Genomic DNA, 16,391 nt, shown 5'->3' on the forward strand with positions numbered 1-16,391 from the left:
AACCGAACAACAAAGATGGTGGAATCGTGAAACTCGAACTACGAGGAATCTCGAAGGCCTTCGGTTCTTTCTACGCCAATAAGGATATCGACCTCGTGGTCGATAATGCCCAAATCCACTGTTTGCTCGGTGAAAATGGCGCGGGAAAGTCCACGCTGATGAACGTGCTCTACGGCCTGTATCAGCCGACCGAGGGTCAAATCCTGATCGACGACAAGCCCGTACAATTCTCCGGGCCAGGCGATGCGATGGCAGCCGGCATCGGCATGGTGCACCAGCACTTTATGCTGATCCCGGTCTTCACCGTCGCCGAAAACATTGCTCTGGGAGCCGAGGCCACGAAGGCCGGCGGCGTCCTGGACCTTCAAGTTACGCGCAAGAAGATCCGTGAAATCTCCGATCGCTACGGGTTCGACGTTGACCCCGACGCGATCGTCGAGGATTTGCCGGTCGGCGTGCAACAGCGCGTGGAAATTATCAAGGCCCTGGTCCGTGAGGCGAAGGTGCTCATTCTTGATGAGCCGACCGCGGTGCTGACCCCGCAGGAAACCGACGAGCTGTTGGACATCATGCGCCAGCTCAAAGCCAATGGCACCTCGATCGTGTTTATCTCACACAAGCTGCGCGAGGTCCGTGCGGTCTCCGATGTGATCACCGTAGTGCGCCGCGGTCTGGTGATCGATTCGGTGGCCCCCGAAACTTCCACCACCGACCTGGCTAACCTGATGGTGGGCCGTGCGGTGCAGCTAAATCTGAACAAGGAAGCCGCAACTCCGGGTGCAGCGAGCTTGGTGGTCCGCGATGTCAGTGTGGTCAACGCCGCCGGCACCACCACCTTGGACCATGTCTCCTTCGAAATCCACCAGGGCGAAATCCTCGCCGTGGCAGGTGTTCAGGGCAACGGACAAACCGAGCTGACCGAGGCGATTCTAGGCACCCAGCCGGTGACCGCCGGATCGATCAAGCTTGACGGTTTGGAACTTGTTGGCAAATCGGTCAAGCAGGTTTTGCGCGCCGGCGTCGGCTTTGTCCCCGAGGACCGCTCGGTGCACGGACTGGTCACCCAGTTCTCCATCGAAGAGAACCTGATCTTGGACCTGTATGACCGCAAACCCTTCGGCAAGGGTATTTCGATGAACCTGGACGCGATGAAGAAGAACGCGACCAAGCAGATCGCGGACTTCGACGTGCGTACCGACAACGCGTTGAACCCGGCCTCCAGCCTGTCCGGCGGCAACCAGCAAAAGGTCGTGATGGCCCGCGAGCTGAGCCGTGACTTGAAGCTGTTCATCGCCTCGCAGCCTACCCGCGGCGTGGACGTGGGCTCGATTGAATTCCTGCACCGGCGCATCGTCGCCGAACGCGACAAGGGAACCCCGGTAATGATCGTCTCCACCGAACTGGACGAGGTCATGGAGCTCGCGGACCGCATTGCGGTGCTCTACAAGGGCAAGATCAACGGCATCGTGCCGGGCAATACCTCCCGCGAGGTGCTCGGCCTGATGATGGCCGGAGTCTCCCAAGCCGATGCGATCAGCCAGGCCGATCATGTTAAGGCCGACGCCGAACCAGTAGAAGCACAACCGGTACCTGCCCAAGCACCGCAGGTCACCCACAAACCTAAGCACAGCACCACAGCGGAAGGAGATGCGCAGTGAGTGAGCAAACCATCGGTCAGCCGCCTGCCGGCGACAAGCCCGTAGCGCCGCCCGAGGGCAAAAACTCGAATAACGAGCTATTTCGCAAAATCACGCAGGGTCCGGGCCTCGTCTCGGTGCTGGGTGTTTTTGTCGCGCTGGTCATCGGCGGACTGTTGGTGGCTGTCACCGACAAAAAAGTTATCGAGACCGCCGGCTACGTCTTCGCCCGCCCCAGCGATTTTTTCACCCAGCTGTGGCGTGCCGGAACCGAGAGCTACGTGGCGCTGTTTAACGGCTCCATCTACAACTCCGCACAGGGTTTTTCCCCCTTCTTGGAGACGCTTACGGTCTCCACACCGCTGATCTGTGCAGGTTTGGGCGTTGCTTTGGCCTTCCGCGCCGGCATGTTCAACATCGGCGCCCAAGGTCAGATCATCATCGGCGCCACCATGGCCGGATATGTCGGCTTCGCTTGGCACCTGCCGCTGGTGCTGCACCTGCTCTTGGTGGTGCTCTTCGGTCTGCTCGGCGGCGCGTTATGGGGCGGACTGGTAGGCCTGCTTAAGGCTCGCACCGGCGCACACGAAGTGATCTTGACGATCATGTTCAACTACGTGGCGCTGTACCTGTTGGATTTCTTGATGAATACCACCGCCTTCCGTCGTCCCGGTGAGACTAACCCGATCTCCCCGATTCTGGATGCCAATGCGACCTTCCCGGCACTGACTGGCTCGCGCTTGCACCTTGGTTTTGTGATGGCGATCTTGTTGACGGTGCTGGTGGCCTGGATGCTTAAACGCTCCACGCTGGGCTTCGAATTCCGTGCGGTAGGGCATAACCCTGAAGCCGCCCGTACCGCCGGCGTGAACGTCGCGCGCACCACCATCTTGGCGATGGCCTTCGCTGGTGCGTTGGCAGGCGCCGCTGGTGTTGCACAGGTAGCCGGCACCGAGAAGGTGCTCACCGTTGGTGTGGCCGGTTCGTTGGGCTTTGACGCGATCACCGTCGCGCTCCTTGGCCGCTCCACCCCGTGGGGAACCTTCTTCGCTGGGTTGCTCTTCGGCGCCTTCCGCGCCGGTGCGGTCAACATGCAGATTTCCACCGGAACCCCGATCGACATTGTCTTGGTGGTGCAGTCACTGATCGTCCTGTTCATCGCCGCCCCACCACTGGTGAAGTCGATCTTTGGGATGAATTCTAAAAAGCGCGTCCGCAAAACCGAAACCATCAAGGCAGGTGCCAAGTGACCACCACGACCTCAGCGGCCCTGCAGCCGTCGATCTCCCTGTTACCTAGCAAAAAGACTCCAATAGTGCTTAGTGTGATCGCTTTGATCACGCTAATCAGCTTCGGTTTCCTAGGCAGCAGCCAGGCCGCGAACTTCTCGTTGAGCACCAACACCGATGCGTTTAAGATCCCTGACCTGGTCTTCCCAGGTATGGCGACAAATATCGTCTTCGGTGTGCTGCTGCTCGCGGTCGCTGGCTACTCCTGGTGGCTACGTTCCAAGGGACGCACATTGCCCACCTACGCTGTAGTGCTCTGCGCGGTGCTTTTTGTGCTCGGCTTCCTGATTTGGGTGGTCTCTGGCGCGAACATCAACAGTATTTCTCTGGCCAGCCTGCTGGCCGGTGCGGTAGTGCTCGCCGTCCCACTGGTGTTCGGTTCGCTGTCCGGGGTGCTCTGTGAGCGTGCCGGCGTGGTCAACATCGCCATCGAAGGCCAACTACTCGGTGGTGCATTCACCGCGGCGATCGTCGCTTCGATCACCAAGAACGCCTTTGCCGGGTTGATCGCCGCAGGCATCGCCGGCGCACTGGTCTCCCTGGTGCTCGCGTTATTTGCGATCAAGTACCTGGTCAACCAGATCATCGTCGGTGTGGTGCTCAACGTGCTCGTCTCGGGCATCACCGGGTTCCTGTTCACCACGGTGATGCAGGAAGATCCGGAACTGTTTAACTCCCCGGCGCACCTTCCGGTCATTGCGATCCCCGGGCTGAGCGCCATTCCGGTGCTGGGCCCGATCCTGTTCAAGCAGTCGGTCATCGGCTACCTGATGTACCTGGCGGTCTTCCTGGTCTGGTTCGGGTTGTTCAAAACCCGTTGGGGTCTGCGCGTGCGTGCGGTCGGTGAACACCCGAAGGCGGCCGACACCCTAGGCATCAAGGTTAACGCCACCCGCTTTTGGAATGTCACCTTGGGCGGCATCATCGCCGGTATTGGTGGCTCCTTCTTCACCCTGGTGGCCATCGACTCCTTCACCAAGGAAATCTCCGGCGGACGCGGCTTCATCGCGTTGGCCGCGGTGATCTTTGGCCGCTGGAACCCGATTGGCGCCTTCGCCGCCGCGTTGCTCTTCGGCTTCGCGGACAACCTCCAGGTGATCCTCACGATCATCGGCACCCCGGTGCCAAGCCAGTTCATGGCAATGATGCCGTACCTGGTGACGATCTTCGCCGTCGCCGGTCTGGTGGGCCGCTCACGCGGACCTGCCGCCGCCGGCGAACCCTATGTGAAGGAATGACATTTCCCATGGAAAACAACACCGCGCCGTGGTCGCAGCTTGAAGCTGCGGCCGCGGCGGCGCTGTCCAAGGCGTACGCACCCTATTCGAAGTTCCGGGTGGGTGCCGCGGCGATGACCACCGATGGACGGTTGATCTCCGGTTGCAATATCGAAAATGCCGCCTACGGGGTGACCCTGTGCGCCGAATGCGCGATGGTCGGCGAATTATTTGCCACCGGCGGCGGCAAGCTCCAGCACTTTTTGTGCTTGGGCCAGCTCGAAGATGGTGCGGTTCAGCTGATCACCCCTTGTGGCCGCTGCCGGCAATTGCTCTTTGAACATCGCGCACCGGGTATGGAAGTACAAACCGATACCGGTGTACTGAGCATGGAGCAGCTGTTGCCCTATGCCTTTGGACCCAACGATATTTCACTCTAAGCCGTAGTTTCCCAGCGGTCTCAAACACCGACGATTTTCACCAGTAAGGAGCCGAAAGTGGCTACCGAAGCATTCAGCACCGTTGACATCATTCGTACCAAACGCGATGGCGGAATCCTCAGCGATGAGATGATCGACTGGACCATCGACGCCTACACCCGCGGGGCCATCGCCGAAGAGCAGATGTCCGCGCTGAATATGGCGATCTTTTTCCAAGGCATGAATCGCAAGGAAATCTCGCGCTGGACCCACGCGATGATCAACTCCGGTGAGCGCATGGATTTCTCCGGACTCAAGGACACCACCGGGAAGATTTTGGCCACCACCGATAAGCACTCCACCGGTGGGGTAGGGGACAAAATCACCTTGCCTCTGGCACCATTGGTCGCCAGCTTTGGGGTTGCGGTTCCGCAGCTTTCAGGCCGTGGACTGGGCCACACCGGCGGTACCTTGGACAAGCTCGAAGCGATCCCGGGCTGGCGCGCGGCGCTATCCAACGAGGAAATGTTTGCTCAGCTTTCCGGTGCCGGAGCGGTCATTTGCGCGGCGGGAACCGGGTTAGCTCCGGCCGATAAAAAACTTTACGCCCTGCGTGATGTGACCGCCACGGTAGATTCTTTGCCACTGATCGCCTCGTCGATTATGAGCAAGAAGATCGCCGAAGGCACCGGCACCCTGATCTTGGACGTGAAGGTCGGTTCCGGCGCGTTCATGAAGGACGAGGCCATGGCTCGCGAGCTGGCCGAAACGATGGTGTACCTAGGTACGGACGCCGGGGTGAATACCGTGGCGTTGCTGACAAATATGGACACCCCGCTGGGCTTGACCGCCGGTAACGCGATCGAGGTGGATGAATCCGTTGAGGTGCTCGCCGGTGGGGGACCCGAAGACGTGATCGAGCTGACCGTCGCTTTGGCCACCGAGATGCTGGCAGGAGCCGGGATCACCGACGTGGATGTGCGAGGTGCGCTAAATAATGGACAGGCCATGGACCGCTGGCGTCAGATGATCATCGCTCAGGGCGGCGATCCGGATGTGAAGTTGCCGGTGGCCAAAGAGTCGCACACCGTGTACGCGCAGGCTGAAGGTGCGTTGTTAAAGCTCGATGCCATGGATATTGGTCTGGCTGCGTGGAGCCTGGGTGCTGGACGTGCACGCAAGGAAGATTCGGTGCAGGCCGGAGCCGGTGTGCGCCTGCACGTGAAGCCAGGTGCCCTGGTGCGCCGTGGTCAGCCAATTGCTACCCTGCTCACCGATACCCCGGAGAAGTTCCCGCGTGCTATCGAACTGGTGGAAAAGGCGATCCTGATCGGTTCGGATACTGACCGTGCAGATACCCGACTGATCTTGGGTCGGATCGCAGCAAAATAATTTCGCTGAATTAGGTCGAATACTCTTTGACGTGATTCATTTCCGGCGACAGCAATGGAATTGGTTTCCTGCTGTCGCCGGTTTTTTACTCGCTGATTTGGGCCAACCAGCTGCGAACAGATAGCGTTGAATGCTCAGAAACTCAGGCTTTTTAGACTGGTGGGTGAGATTGGTGGCCTGCGCATCGGGGCCGGCGAGGCAATCGTGGGCTCCTTGAAACAGCTGCGACCTTCTTAAAACACACGAGGTTTGCCGCGGCAGTATTTTTATCCCAAAACTTCGGCTTGATGATCGCTAGCCAGTTCAAGTAGCTTCTTCCACGAAGCCAATCGCAATGTTCACCAGTAACTCCCAGTAAACTCGTGGGAACCAAAATGACATAGTCAATCGTTGATTTGATGAGTCCGCCGGGAGGTGTGTCTCAAAGAATTCCATAATACGACGAAGGTTGGATGCCAAGGCGCCGATCCTCGAGTGAGAATGGATTATCAGTGCTCACGCACATGCTCGGGGAAGAAGTAAGGATTAATGGAACTGATCAACGAGGCAATCACGCAGGCTGCCAGTGCGTGGTGGGTTTTGCCGCTGCTGTTCTTGTTCTGCATGATTGATGCTTTTTTCCCGATAGTGCCTTCCGAATCTTTTCTTGTGTCGCTTGCTGCCGTGGGTATTAGCACCGGTACGCCCAACTTGTTCCTCGTCGCGTTGCTCGGCATCGCCGGAGCCATCCTGGGCGATCAAATTACTTTCTTCATCGGGCGCAAGCTTGGTGCGAAAGGTTTCCGTTGGATGCGTGGTGCGAGGGCCCAGCGGGTGCTGCGGTTCTCCGCGCGAAAACTTGAAACCTCCGGCGCACTTTTGATCTTCACCGCAAGATATATCCCCATTGGTCGTGTGGCGGTGAACCTGACTGCCGGGGCTACCGGTTTCAGCCACCGCCGGTTTACGCTCTTCGACGTGATCGGCTGTGTGACTTGGGGTGCCTATTCGGTGGGTATCGGAGCTTTGGCGGGCAACTGGCTGGCACACAACAAACTGGTCGGAATTATCGCCTCAGTAGTGATTGCCGTGGTCTTGGGTTACCTTATTGATTTGTTGGTTAATCGTGTGTTGAGCAAGTACGGTAAGCGTCCGCAAAAGGCTGATACCGTGCAATCGACCGGGGTATTGGAACTTGTTCCGCCAGAGCGTGAGCAGGGTTAACCTGCTGGCTTGACGATGGTCACATACAGGCTCGCAGATCTTTACCCATTAGAACTATCTGTGCGGGCAAAATGCGACTAGGCTCGACCTGTGACTGAAGAAATGATTCATCTTGCCTATGATCCAGAGTTCGACTTCCGGGATCTGCCCAAAGTTTCGCTACATGACCACCTAGACGGTGGCTTGCGCCCGCAAACCATCATTGAGTTGTCGGCGGAGGTCGGCCATGAGCTGCCTGCCACCGAGGCTGAAGCCCTGGCTGACTGGTTCCATGAATCGGCTGATTCTGGTTCATTGCCACGCTACTTAGAGACCTTCGAACACACCCTTGCGGTCATGCAGACGCGTGACGCGTTGATCCGTGTGGCTCGCGAATTCGTAGAGGACCTCGCCGCCGATGGCGTGATCTACGGCGAAGTACGCTATGCACCAGAACAACACCTACGCGAAGGTCTGAGCCTGGACGACGTCGTTGACGCCGTGCAGGAAGGCATGGAGCAGGCCGTTGAGGCGCTAAACAATGAGGGTCACCCGATTCAGGTTGGTCAGGTAATCTCGGCGATGCGTCAGGCTGACCGCGGTCTGGAGATCGCACAGCTGGCTTTGCGTCACCGTGGGCACGGTGTTGTGGGGTTCGACATTGCCGGGCCGGAGGAAGGATTCCCTGCCTCGCGGATGAAGGAAGCCTTCGATCTGCTGGCGGAAAATCTCTTCCCGACGACGGTGCACGCTGGCGAAGGTGCCGGCCTAGACTCGATCAAGGACGCGATCTTGGTTGGCCGTGCCACCCGTTTGGGCCATGGCGTACGCGTTGCCGAAGATATCGAAATTGAATTCGGTGGCGTTGATGATGACGGGGAAACCCTGGACCAGGACACCGGACTGGTTGCCTTGGGCCCAGTGGCCAACTGGGTTCGTGAACGTGGAATCCCACTGGAAATCTGCCCATCTTCAAACCTTCAGACCGGTGCTACCGCCGCCTTCGGTGAGGGAATTGAATCCCACCCGATCGACCTGCTGGTGCAGACAGGTTTTAACGTCACGATCTCCCCGGATAACCGACTGATGAGTGGCACCAGTCTGTCAGACGAGTTCGAACTTCTGGTCGAAGCTTTCGACTATGACCTCGAAGATCTGCTGGATCTGACATTGAACGCAGCAGAGGCTGCCTTCGTACCGTTGGAAATGCGTGAACTGCTGGTTGAATACATCAACGATTACTACGCCGACCTGCTCGACGAAGACGACGATGATGACGATGTGGAATACGAAGAGATCTAATTCTCGACGCATACTTTTGACCACAAGGGTCACCTAGACGGTGGCCCTTGTGGTGTTTAAAAACCTGCATTAGGCGTGGAAATATTACATTTCCGAACCCCGTTGCGGATTTATCGCGATCAGCGGTTAACTTCGAATACCAACGCCGACAAAGAATTTAGGAGTAACGACCGGTGATGGCCTCAGCGAGCATCACCATGACGCAGAGACTAAGCTGATTCGCACGTTACCTGTCATAAATTCTCGCTCGTGGCTTTGCTGCCCTGTGGGCAAGCGTAAGAAAACGGAAACGACCCTTGGCAGACTATTCTTCTGCATCTTTTAGCCACGGTTCCAGCTTCAGCAGATAGGGTCGACTCATGCCCATCACTTTTGTCGCCCTGAATGAAACCGATACCGACGAAGTCGTCGACTTCTTGGTATCCAATTCATTTCCTTTTCATGTTCAGCCCGCTCCACAAGAGCAGGAGGCCAGAGCAAAAGTTTCTGCGGGACGTTTCTGGAACGACGATACCCAAGGCTACTGGATCAATGATGATGCGCGCCGGGTTGGAATGGTTGCTCTGGAAGACCTGCAAGATGAGGACTCTCCAGTGTTTGATCTGCGGTTGGCCGAAGACCAGCGAGGCAATGGACTTGGGTTAAAAGTCCTTCGCGCGCTGTGTGACCTAGTTTTTGAGACCATGCCTCAGGTGTTGCGTTTCGAAGGTCAGACGCGTGAGGACAACATCGCGATGAGAAAGACGTTCGTGCGTGCGGGGTTTGTGAAAGAAGCACATTATCGTATGGGGTGGCCGACCAGCGATGGGCGATACCTCGCCTCGGTGGCTTACACCATCTTGCGCCAAGACTGGGCAAATAACACCGTCACCACTTTTGACTGGGATGACCTCGCGCCTTAGATTTCTGCGTCAACTATGCTCGTAGCGTGGGTAAAATATACGAGGAAATCGACGAGAACCTGAAGGCTTGGATCGGGCAACACCCAATGTGGTTTGTGGCCACAGCGCCACTTTCCGCCCAAGGGCATGTGAACATGTCGCCGCGGGGTTTGGATTCTTTTTCGATTTTGGGACCCAACCGGGTCGCCTGGGTGGATTTCACCGGGAGTGGCGTAGAAACGATTGCGCACCTGCGCGAAAACGGTCGGATCTGCCTGATGTTTAACTCCTTCGAGCAACGACCACGCATTGTTCGGCTACATGGTCGTGGAACGGTGCATGTCCCGGGTGATCAAATTTTCGACGAGGTCGTTGCCTTGCACCCCAAAAATTTGGGTACACGCGCGGTCATCGAGGTTGAAGTGACTCGGATCAGTGACTCTTGCGGATGGGGCGTTCCGCAAATGGAGCTGACCGGTGAACGCGACACCATGGACCTTTGGGCACAGAAAAAGGGCGAAGCTGGGCTGAACGAATATCGTGGTCAGAAGAATTCGTTGAGCATCGATGGCCTGCCGGGGCTGGACTCACCGATGTGATTAGCTTGTCTTTATGCGAAGTGAGAGCGAACTAGACCGGCTCATCGGGATTATTGAGACCTTGCGAGAGCGTTGTGCCTGGACCGGCGCACTGACTCATGAGTCGCTGCGTACCTATCTAGTTGAGGAATCCTATGAGGTGCTCGACGCTATTGGGGCGAAGGATCCGCAGCTGTTGTGCGAAGAACTTGGCGACTTGCTCTTCCAGATTTTATTGCATGCACAAATCGCGAGCGAGCAGGAACACTTCGGTCTACAGGACGTGGCTAAAGCGCTGGCCGATAAACTTCTGCGGCGCAACCGCCACGTCTTTGATGCTCAGGGAAACCTTGAGCCGGCGATCACGGACGACGTTGCGGAGATTATTCGCATTTGGGATGCGGCCAAACAAGCCGAGCGTGACGGGGCACCAAAACGAAATAATGCAGGCCTTCCCGCTGGTCTTCCAGCACTGACCTTGTCACAAAAGCTATTGGATCGACACCATCGCTCAGGTGCCTCAAATCTTCCCGAAGCGACGGAGCAAATGCGCGCCCGGGTGCATGATGAGCAGGGTCTTGGTGCAGAATTACTGGCCCTGTCTGCCCGGGCCGAAGAGCTGGGATTAGACGCCGAATCGGTGCTGCGTGATGCGTTGACGAAAAAATATGCAGGGATGAAGAACGAAACAACGTCGCCCTAACAAGGTGTGACGCGCTAGGCTAGGAACAGGCAATGGTGCCAACGGTCGATCGGACCGCTGGATCGACCAGCCCTTAGACAACCCCTTTATACAAGGAGTCCTTACTCATGGCATTGATTGACGCCATTCACGCGCGCGAAATTCTCGATTCCCGCGGAAATCCGACCGTTGAGGTCGAGGTCCTACTCACCGATGGTGCCCACGGCCGTGCCGCGGTTCCATCCGGTGCATCCACCGGCCAGTTCGAAGCCGCGGAACGTCGCGACGGGGACAAGAAGCGTTACCTAGGCAAGGGCGTGTTAGGCGCTGTTGCATCGGTCATCGAAGAGATCGCCGACGAGTTGGAGGGCCTTGACGCCACCGACCAGCGCTCCATCGACCAGGCAATGATCGAGTTGGACGGTACCGAGAATAAGTCAAAGCTCGGCGCCAACGCCATCTTGGGTGTTTCCCTGGCCGTGGCTAACGCCGCAGCCGCCAGCGCCAACCTGCCACTGTTCAAGTACCTGGGTGGCCCGAACGCACACGTACTGCCGGTGCCACTGATGAACATCCTCAACGGTGGCTCCCATGCCGACTCCGATGTGGACATCCAGGAATTCATGATCGCTCCACTGGGGGCGGAAACGTTCTCCGAGGGTCTGCGCTGGGGCGTCGAGGTTTACCACAACCTCAAGGCCGTACTGCAGGAAAAGAAGCTGTCCACCGGCCTGGGCGACGAGGGCGGCTTCGCGCCGAACCTGCCAAGCAACCGTGCGGCACTGGAACTGATCACCGAAGCGATTAAGCGCGCCGGGTACACCCCGGGCAAGGACATCGCCCTGGCGTTGGACGTTGCTTCCTCGGAGTTCTACGAGAACGGCGCTTACCAGTTCGAGGGCGAAGCTCGCAGCGCCCAGCAGATGAGCGACTACTATGCGCAGCTCGTTGCAGACTTCCCACTGGTTTCCATCGAAGATCCACTCGATGAGAACGACTGGGAGGGTTGGAAGACCCTCACCGAAAACATCGGCGACAAGGTTCAGCTGGTCGGTGATGACTTGTTCGTCACCAACCCAGTGCGTTTGGCACAGGGCATTAAGTCCGACACCGCTAACTCGTTGCTGGTGAAGGTTAACCAGATTGGCACCCTGACCGAAACCCTGGACGCCATCTCGATGGCTCAGCGCGCCGGTTACACCACGATCACCTCGCACCGTTCGGGCGAGACCGAGGATGTCACCATCGCAGAGATCTGCGTGGCAACCAACGCGGGTCAGATCAAGACCGGTGCTCCAGCCCGAAGCGAGCGCGTAGCAAAGTACAACCAGCTGCTACGCATCGAAGAGGACCTGGGCGAGGCAGCAGTTTACGCTGGAACCAGCGCGTTCCCGCGTTTCAACAGCTAATATTCAGGTAAAACGCATAAGCTCGTCGGTAGTGGATACCGACGAGCTTTTCGTTATTTAATGAAGACAACGTTGGAAGTACAAGTTTGAATGGGGGAGTATGGCGCAGCGACCACCGCGCATGCCGCGGCGAAATACCCCTACAGGTGATCAGCCACCTGAGGTGGCCGCGACGCACACGGATCCACAGGGCCACACTTCGGCCGAGCATACGCCTCATGCCCCACGCGGAGCACACGAAGCCGATCCAAGCACCGATGCGTTGCACATTGTGCCCACAGCGTCGCCGAGCACCCCTAGCGCACGCCGGGTTCGGCAGTTGCCTTCCGAAGAGCGCAAAACACCTAGAACATCTTCTTTTGGCGCGCCCAAAGCCAATTCGCGCAGCACTACGGCCAAGAGCCAAGGCGCTCAGGAAAATAAGTCGAAAACACCTTTGCGGGAGCGTGCTAAAAAGAAGCAAAACGAACGCCGCCGTGATGACCGGATGAAGTTCTCCGCAGCGGTACGCCGCAAGCCGGGTGAGAAGGCGCAGACCCCACATGAGACTCCGGCCGGAGCTCCGGTAGCGGCCCACCGTTTTTCCGGACGCGTTGCTGCGCTGCTAGTGGTACTCGCGTTTTTTGCTGTGATGCTGGTACCTACGGTGAATTTTTACCGGACACAAATGACCGAGATTAGTGAACTGCGAGCCTCAATCAGTGAAAAAGAGGCGCAGCGTGATGAGCTGAATGCAGAGATCGCACGGTGGGATGATCCGTTGTACATCAAGCAGCAGGCTCGTGAGCGGATAAACTTGGTCATGCCGGGTGAAAAGCTTTACAAGGTTGTCGGTGAACTTCCTACCGAGGAAGCTACCGCAACGCCTAACGGCAGCACCTATGAGGTGCGCGCAGATCTTCCTTGGGTTGATGCGCTGCTTGATTCGGTACACCGCTCAGCGACCGACTAATAAGCAAACATACCCAAGCCGAACCACACGACGCGAAAAGACAAAAACTTGACTGATAAGCCCATCCGCGAAGCCCTCGACGCCGCCGGACGAGTTCCGAGCGAACAGGACCTAGACACGCTCAGCCGCCAACTCAACCGTCCGGTACGTGACGTGGTGGAAATTGGTGCACGCTGCGTTTGTGGCAACCCCTTGGTAGCGACCACGGCACCACGGCTTTCCAGTGGCATCCCGTTCCCCACCACCTACTACCTGACGCACCCGGTGATTACCGCCGCGGTGTCTCGGCTGGAAGCAGCGGGACTGATGGGCACAATGAACGAACGCCTAGGTGATGACACACAGCTGGCTGCCGACTACGAGTTGGCCCATGAGGCTTACCTAGCAAACCGTGATGCTATCGGCGCACGCTCGGGCACCGGTGAGGTCCCGGAGATCGCCGGCGTCTCTGCTGGTGGCATGCCAACCCGAGTTAAATGTTTGCACGTACTGGTCGGTCACGCTTTGGCCTCTGGCGAAGGTGTTAACCCACTCGGAGATGAGGCAATCGCTCAGATCGCCGAGTGGTGGACTAAAGACAAATGCTTCTGTGAAGGTGCGTGGGAGACTACTGGCCAGGCGCCGAGCCAGGATCGTTCACGTCATGTGAAGACTCAGGAAAAGGTTGACCCTTCCGTCAAACGGGCCGAACGTGCACGTAAGCGTGCAGAGCATGAAGCCAACGAAGCGGATCAAGCCTAATGCGTGTCGCGGGAATTGATTGCGGTACCAACTCCATCCGTCTGCTGATCGCCGACTCTGTCGAAACCGACAGCGGTATGCAGCTAAGCGACGTGCTTCGCACCATGCGCATAGTACGTCTGGGCCAAGACGTTGATGCGACCGGCGGCTTTGCCCCCGAGGCTTTGGAACGTACCTTTGCAGCGGTTCGCGAATACAAGGCACTGTGTGATGAGCATGAAGTCCAGCAGATTCGTTTTGCTGCGACGAGCGCCGCCCGTGACGCGTCAAACCGTGATGTTTTCCTCTCCACCATCACCGACCTGCTAGGTGTCACCCCGGAGGTGATCACCGGAGATGAGGAAGCAAACCTGTCATTCGCCGGTGCCGCCTCGGTCCGCGAAGCCAAAGATGGCAAGATACTGGTCATCGACTTAGGCGGAGGATCGACCGAGTTTGTGCTCGGTGACGGATCTGGAATGTTGGCGGCTACCTCCCTGGATATGGGTTGCGTGCGGGTTACCGAACGCTTTGCCCAGCTCAGCGACGCGGTCGAGTTTATCGATCAGACGCTGTCCACCCTGGAAAATCGTGTTGATGTGTCAGAAGTTGACGCGGTGATTGTGGTGGCGGGGACGTTTACCACGCTGACCGCGCAGGCCCTGGGACTCAGCGCTTATGACTCGGCTGCCATTCACGGAGCCGAACTGAGCTTTAGTGACATGCGTCGTGCCACCAAGCAAATGCTCTCCTATAACCGAGAACAGCGCGAAGCCTTAGGGTTCATGCATCCTGGACGCGTTGATGTGATTCAGGCGGGAGCGCTAATCGTGGAACGCATCTTGGATTACCTTGAACGAGCTAGCGCGCAGCGTCCAATGACGTTGATTGCTTCAGAACACGATATTCTCGATGGAATTGCGGCTTCGGCCGCGAGAAACTAGTCAACTGCAACACTTTGCCCTACCGGCTAGGTGTGCCGGAGCCCCCTTGCGAGGAGATGATTGTGGGTTACATGAGAACCGGTAAACCCGTTGTGGCGCGGACTTGGATAGCCGCCGTACTCGCGGCGTTGCTGATCAGCGCAACCTTTGTTGGTGCCGTTCCGGCTCATGCAGACGACATTCGCAGTAGCGAGTACTGGCTCAAAGCACGCGGAATTAGCGAAGCGCACAAGGTCACCAAGGGCAAAGGCGTTAAAGTCGCCATCATTGACACTGGTATTGATACCAGTCACCCCGATCTGAAGGGGGCGGTCACCGGTGGCGCCGATATGTCCGGTTCCGGCGGACCACAAGGTGACAAACCGATCGGCGTGATGAGCGAACACGGCACGCTCGTGGCTACGCTGCTGGGCGGCCGCGGAAATAACAAGCAAGAAATTGAACGGGTTAAATCCGAGAACGAACGGTTAAAGACCGCGTGGGAAAAGGCGAAGAAACACGCCGAAGATGAAAATAAAGACAAAGAGGACGACGAAGAAAAGGTAGAGGTCCCCAAGGAACCCGAATACGAGAAGATCCCTGCTCTGCGCGCAGGTAACGATGGGGTACTTGGCGTGGCTCCGGAGGCGGAACTACTTTCGGTCTCGTTGTGGATGGGCGGGGACAACCCTGCGGGCATTCCGGTGGAAGAACAGATTCCTAAGGCAGTGCGTTGGGCGGTTGATTCCGGCGCTAAGGTGATCAATATGTCTCTGGGATCAACCTCTCCGGCATGGCCCGAGAGCTGGGACGACGCGTTCAAATACGCCGAAGATAAGGACGTGGTGATCGTGGCCGCCGCCGGTAACCGTTCCGGTGGAATGAGCCAGGTTGGCGCCCCGGCGACAATCCCAGGCGTGTTGACCGTCGCTGGTGTCGACGAGTCGGGCAAGGCATCGAAAGATTCCTCCACGGAGGGCATCTCCATCGGTGTCGCCGCTCCGGCTGAACAACTTGTCGGTGGTTTGCCAGGCGGTGGTTATGCCCGCTGGTCCGGAACATCCGGTGCAGCTCCGTTAGTCGCCGGAGTGGCTGCCTTGATCCGTGCGGAGCATCCACAGATGAAAGCCCCGCAGGTGATCAATCGAATCTTGCAGACCGCTAAGGACACCGGGGCACCGGGCGTGGATAACCTGTATGGCTACGGAATTATTGATGCCCATGCAGCCGTGACCGCGAATGTGCCGGTGGCTAAAGAAAACCCGTTGAATACCATTACTGAATGGATTCGAATTCACCGTCGCAATGTCGATAGCACCACCGAGGCCCCAGATCCGGGCGTGTCCATGGAGAAGTCCACACTCAACCCGGTGGCCGCACCAAAACCTATCCTTCCTGATGACTCGACTCCGGTCTTGCAGCCGGTAATCGTTGTTGGCGGCAGTGTGTTGCTACTGCTCGCGCTTCTGCTCGGCGGAACTCAAATAGGGGTCAGTGCGCGCCGGCAGAAGAAGATTCGTGAGGTTGAACTTGCCGCGTTGAGTAAACTCCCGGTGGATGAACCAAACGATGGGCGTGATTTCTTCGACGAGATTCCCGAAGATGAAAAATAGTTGACGCAACGTTGTGGCGGCAGATAAACGTAGAAATATTCCTCGTTTGTCTGTCGCCACGATGCGTTAACCGCCGTGAAAACGGTGGTGCAGGGGGAGCCGAAATCAGCAGAAAACCTCGTGTGCGTGATGAACTAAAAGTAGGTTGGGCCGGACTGCGTGCAGACCGTGTGCGTGGCTGGAGACGAAGCCAAC

General features: G+C 57.7%; 15 protein-coding genes. All 15 read left to right on the forward strand.

Going from position 1 to position 16,391, the window contains the following annotated elements:
* Positions 1-26 precede the first annotated feature (26 nt).
* The 15 genes from ACX5K5_RS03345 to ACX5K5_RS03415 all read left to right on the forward strand — a co-directional run bounded on the left by ACX5K5_RS03345 (position 27) and on the right by ACX5K5_RS03415 (position 16,196).
* Complete coding sequence (locus ACX5K5_RS03345) at positions 27-1,658, forward strand: ABC transporter ATP-binding protein (protein WP_229677023.1); 1,632 nt, start codon at positions 27-29, stop codon at positions 1,656-1,658.
* The gene (locus ACX5K5_RS03350; RefSeq protein ID WP_441664793.1) at positions 1,655-2,887 is read left to right on the forward strand and encodes an ABC transporter permease; all 1,233 of its coding nucleotides are present in this window, start codon (positions 1,655-1,657) and stop codon (positions 2,885-2,887) included. The genes ACX5K5_RS03345 and ACX5K5_RS03350 overlap by 4 nt, the downstream gene beginning before the upstream one ends.
* A complete protein-coding gene (locus ACX5K5_RS03355) occupies positions 2,884-4,164 on the forward strand; it encodes an ABC transporter permease (RefSeq protein ID WP_096256557.1) in 1,281 nt (426 codons plus the stop codon). The genes ACX5K5_RS03350 and ACX5K5_RS03355 overlap by 4 nt, the downstream gene beginning before the upstream one ends.
* Positions 4,165-4,172: 8 nt before the next feature.
* Positions 4,173-4,583, forward strand: a complete 411-nt coding sequence (locus ACX5K5_RS03360; RefSeq protein WP_459175027.1) for a cytidine deaminase — start codon at positions 4,173-4,175, stop codon at positions 4,581-4,583.
* A 57-nt stretch (positions 4,584-4,640) separates the two neighbouring features.
* Positions 4,641-5,954, forward strand: coding sequence for a thymidine phosphorylase (locus tag ACX5K5_RS03365; protein WP_459175028.1), 1,314 nt, complete (start codon positions 4,641-4,643; stop codon positions 5,952-5,954).
* A gap of 528 nt (positions 5,955-6,482) precedes the next feature.
* Entirely contained in the window at positions 6,483-7,157 is a 675-nt protein-coding gene (locus ACX5K5_RS03370) for a DedA family protein (RefSeq protein ID WP_096256560.1), read from the forward strand.
* A gap of 102 nt (positions 7,158-7,259) precedes the next feature.
* Positions 7,260-8,438: an adenosine deaminase gene (locus ACX5K5_RS03375; RefSeq protein WP_459175419.1), complete on the forward strand. Its 1,179-nt coding sequence runs from the start codon at positions 7,260-7,262 to the stop codon at positions 8,436-8,438.
* 359 nt (positions 8,439-8,797) lie between these two features.
* Positions 8,798-9,340: a GNAT family N-acetyltransferase gene (locus ACX5K5_RS03380; protein ID WP_096256562.1), complete on the forward strand. Its 543-nt coding sequence runs from the start codon at positions 8,798-8,800 to the stop codon at positions 9,338-9,340.
* A gap of 26 nt (positions 9,341-9,366) precedes the next feature.
* A complete protein-coding gene (locus ACX5K5_RS03385) occupies positions 9,367-9,918 on the forward strand; it encodes a pyridoxamine 5'-phosphate oxidase family protein (protein WP_096256563.1) in 552 nt (183 codons plus the stop codon).
* A 13-nt stretch (positions 9,919-9,931) separates the two neighbouring features.
* Positions 9,932-10,600, forward strand: a complete 669-nt coding sequence (locus ACX5K5_RS03390; protein WP_096256564.1) for a MazG nucleotide pyrophosphohydrolase domain-containing protein — start codon at positions 9,932-9,934, stop codon at positions 10,598-10,600.
* A gap of 107 nt (positions 10,601-10,707) precedes the next feature.
* A complete protein-coding gene (gene eno / locus ACX5K5_RS03395; protein WP_459175029.1) occupies positions 10,708-11,988 on the forward strand; it encodes a phosphopyruvate hydratase in 1,281 nt (426 codons plus the stop codon).
* Between the two features lie 100 nt (positions 11,989-12,088).
* On the forward strand, positions 12,089-12,940 hold the full coding sequence (locus ACX5K5_RS03400) for an FtsB family cell division protein (protein WP_188684353.1): 852 nt from the start codon (positions 12,089-12,091) through the stop codon (positions 12,938-12,940).
* 48 nt (positions 12,941-12,988) lie between these two features.
* Complete coding sequence (locus ACX5K5_RS03405; protein WP_459175030.1) at positions 12,989-13,681, forward strand: DUF501 domain-containing protein; 693 nt, start codon at positions 12,989-12,991, stop codon at positions 13,679-13,681.
* Complete coding sequence (locus tag ACX5K5_RS03410; protein WP_170947873.1) at positions 13,681-14,604, forward strand: Ppx/GppA phosphatase family protein; 924 nt, start codon at positions 13,681-13,683, stop codon at positions 14,602-14,604. Before ACX5K5_RS03405 ends, ACX5K5_RS03410 begins: the two co-directional genes overlap by 1 nt.
* 56 nt (positions 14,605-14,660) lie before the next feature.
* Positions 14,661-16,196, forward strand: a complete 1,536-nt coding sequence (locus ACX5K5_RS03415) for a S8 family serine peptidase (protein WP_382344639.1) — start codon at positions 14,661-14,663, stop codon at positions 16,194-16,196.
* Positions 16,197-16,391: the final 195 nt, after the last annotated feature.

It is taken from the genome of Glutamicibacter bergerei (assembly GCF_054495185.1).

Excerpts from the sequence above, each read along its gene's own strand:
- ACX5K5_RS03360 (WP_459175027.1), top strand. The coding sequence starts at position 4,173 with ATGGAAAACAACACCGCGCCGTGGTCGCAGCTTGAAGCTGCGGCCGCG.
- ACX5K5_RS03370 (WP_096256560.1), top strand. The coding sequence starts at position 6,483 with ATGGAACTGATCAACGAGGCAATCACGCAGGCTGCCAGTGCGTGGTGG.
- ACX5K5_RS03375 (WP_459175419.1), top strand. The coding sequence starts at position 7,260 with ATGATTCATCTTGCCTATGATCCAGAGTTCGACTTCCGGGATCTGCCC.
- ACX5K5_RS03380 (WP_096256562.1), top strand. The coding sequence starts at position 8,798 with ATGCCCATCACTTTTGTCGCCCTGAATGAAACCGATACCGACGAAGTC.
- ACX5K5_RS03390 (WP_096256564.1), top strand. The coding sequence starts at position 9,932 with ATGCGAAGTGAGAGCGAACTAGACCGGCTCATCGGGATTATTGAGACC.
- eno (WP_459175029.1), top strand. The coding sequence starts at position 10,708 with ATGGCATTGATTGACGCCATTCACGCGCGCGAAATTCTCGATTCCCGC.
- ACX5K5_RS03400 (WP_188684353.1), top strand. The coding sequence starts at position 12,089 with ATGGCGCAGCGACCACCGCGCATGCCGCGGCGAAATACCCCTACAGGT.
- ACX5K5_RS03410 (WP_170947873.1), top strand. The coding sequence starts at position 13,681 with ATGCGTGTCGCGGGAATTGATTGCGGTACCAACTCCATCCGTCTGCTG.
- ACX5K5_RS03415 (WP_382344639.1), top strand. The coding sequence starts at position 14,661 with ATGATTGTGGGTTACATGAGAACCGGTAAACCCGTTGTGGCGCGGACT.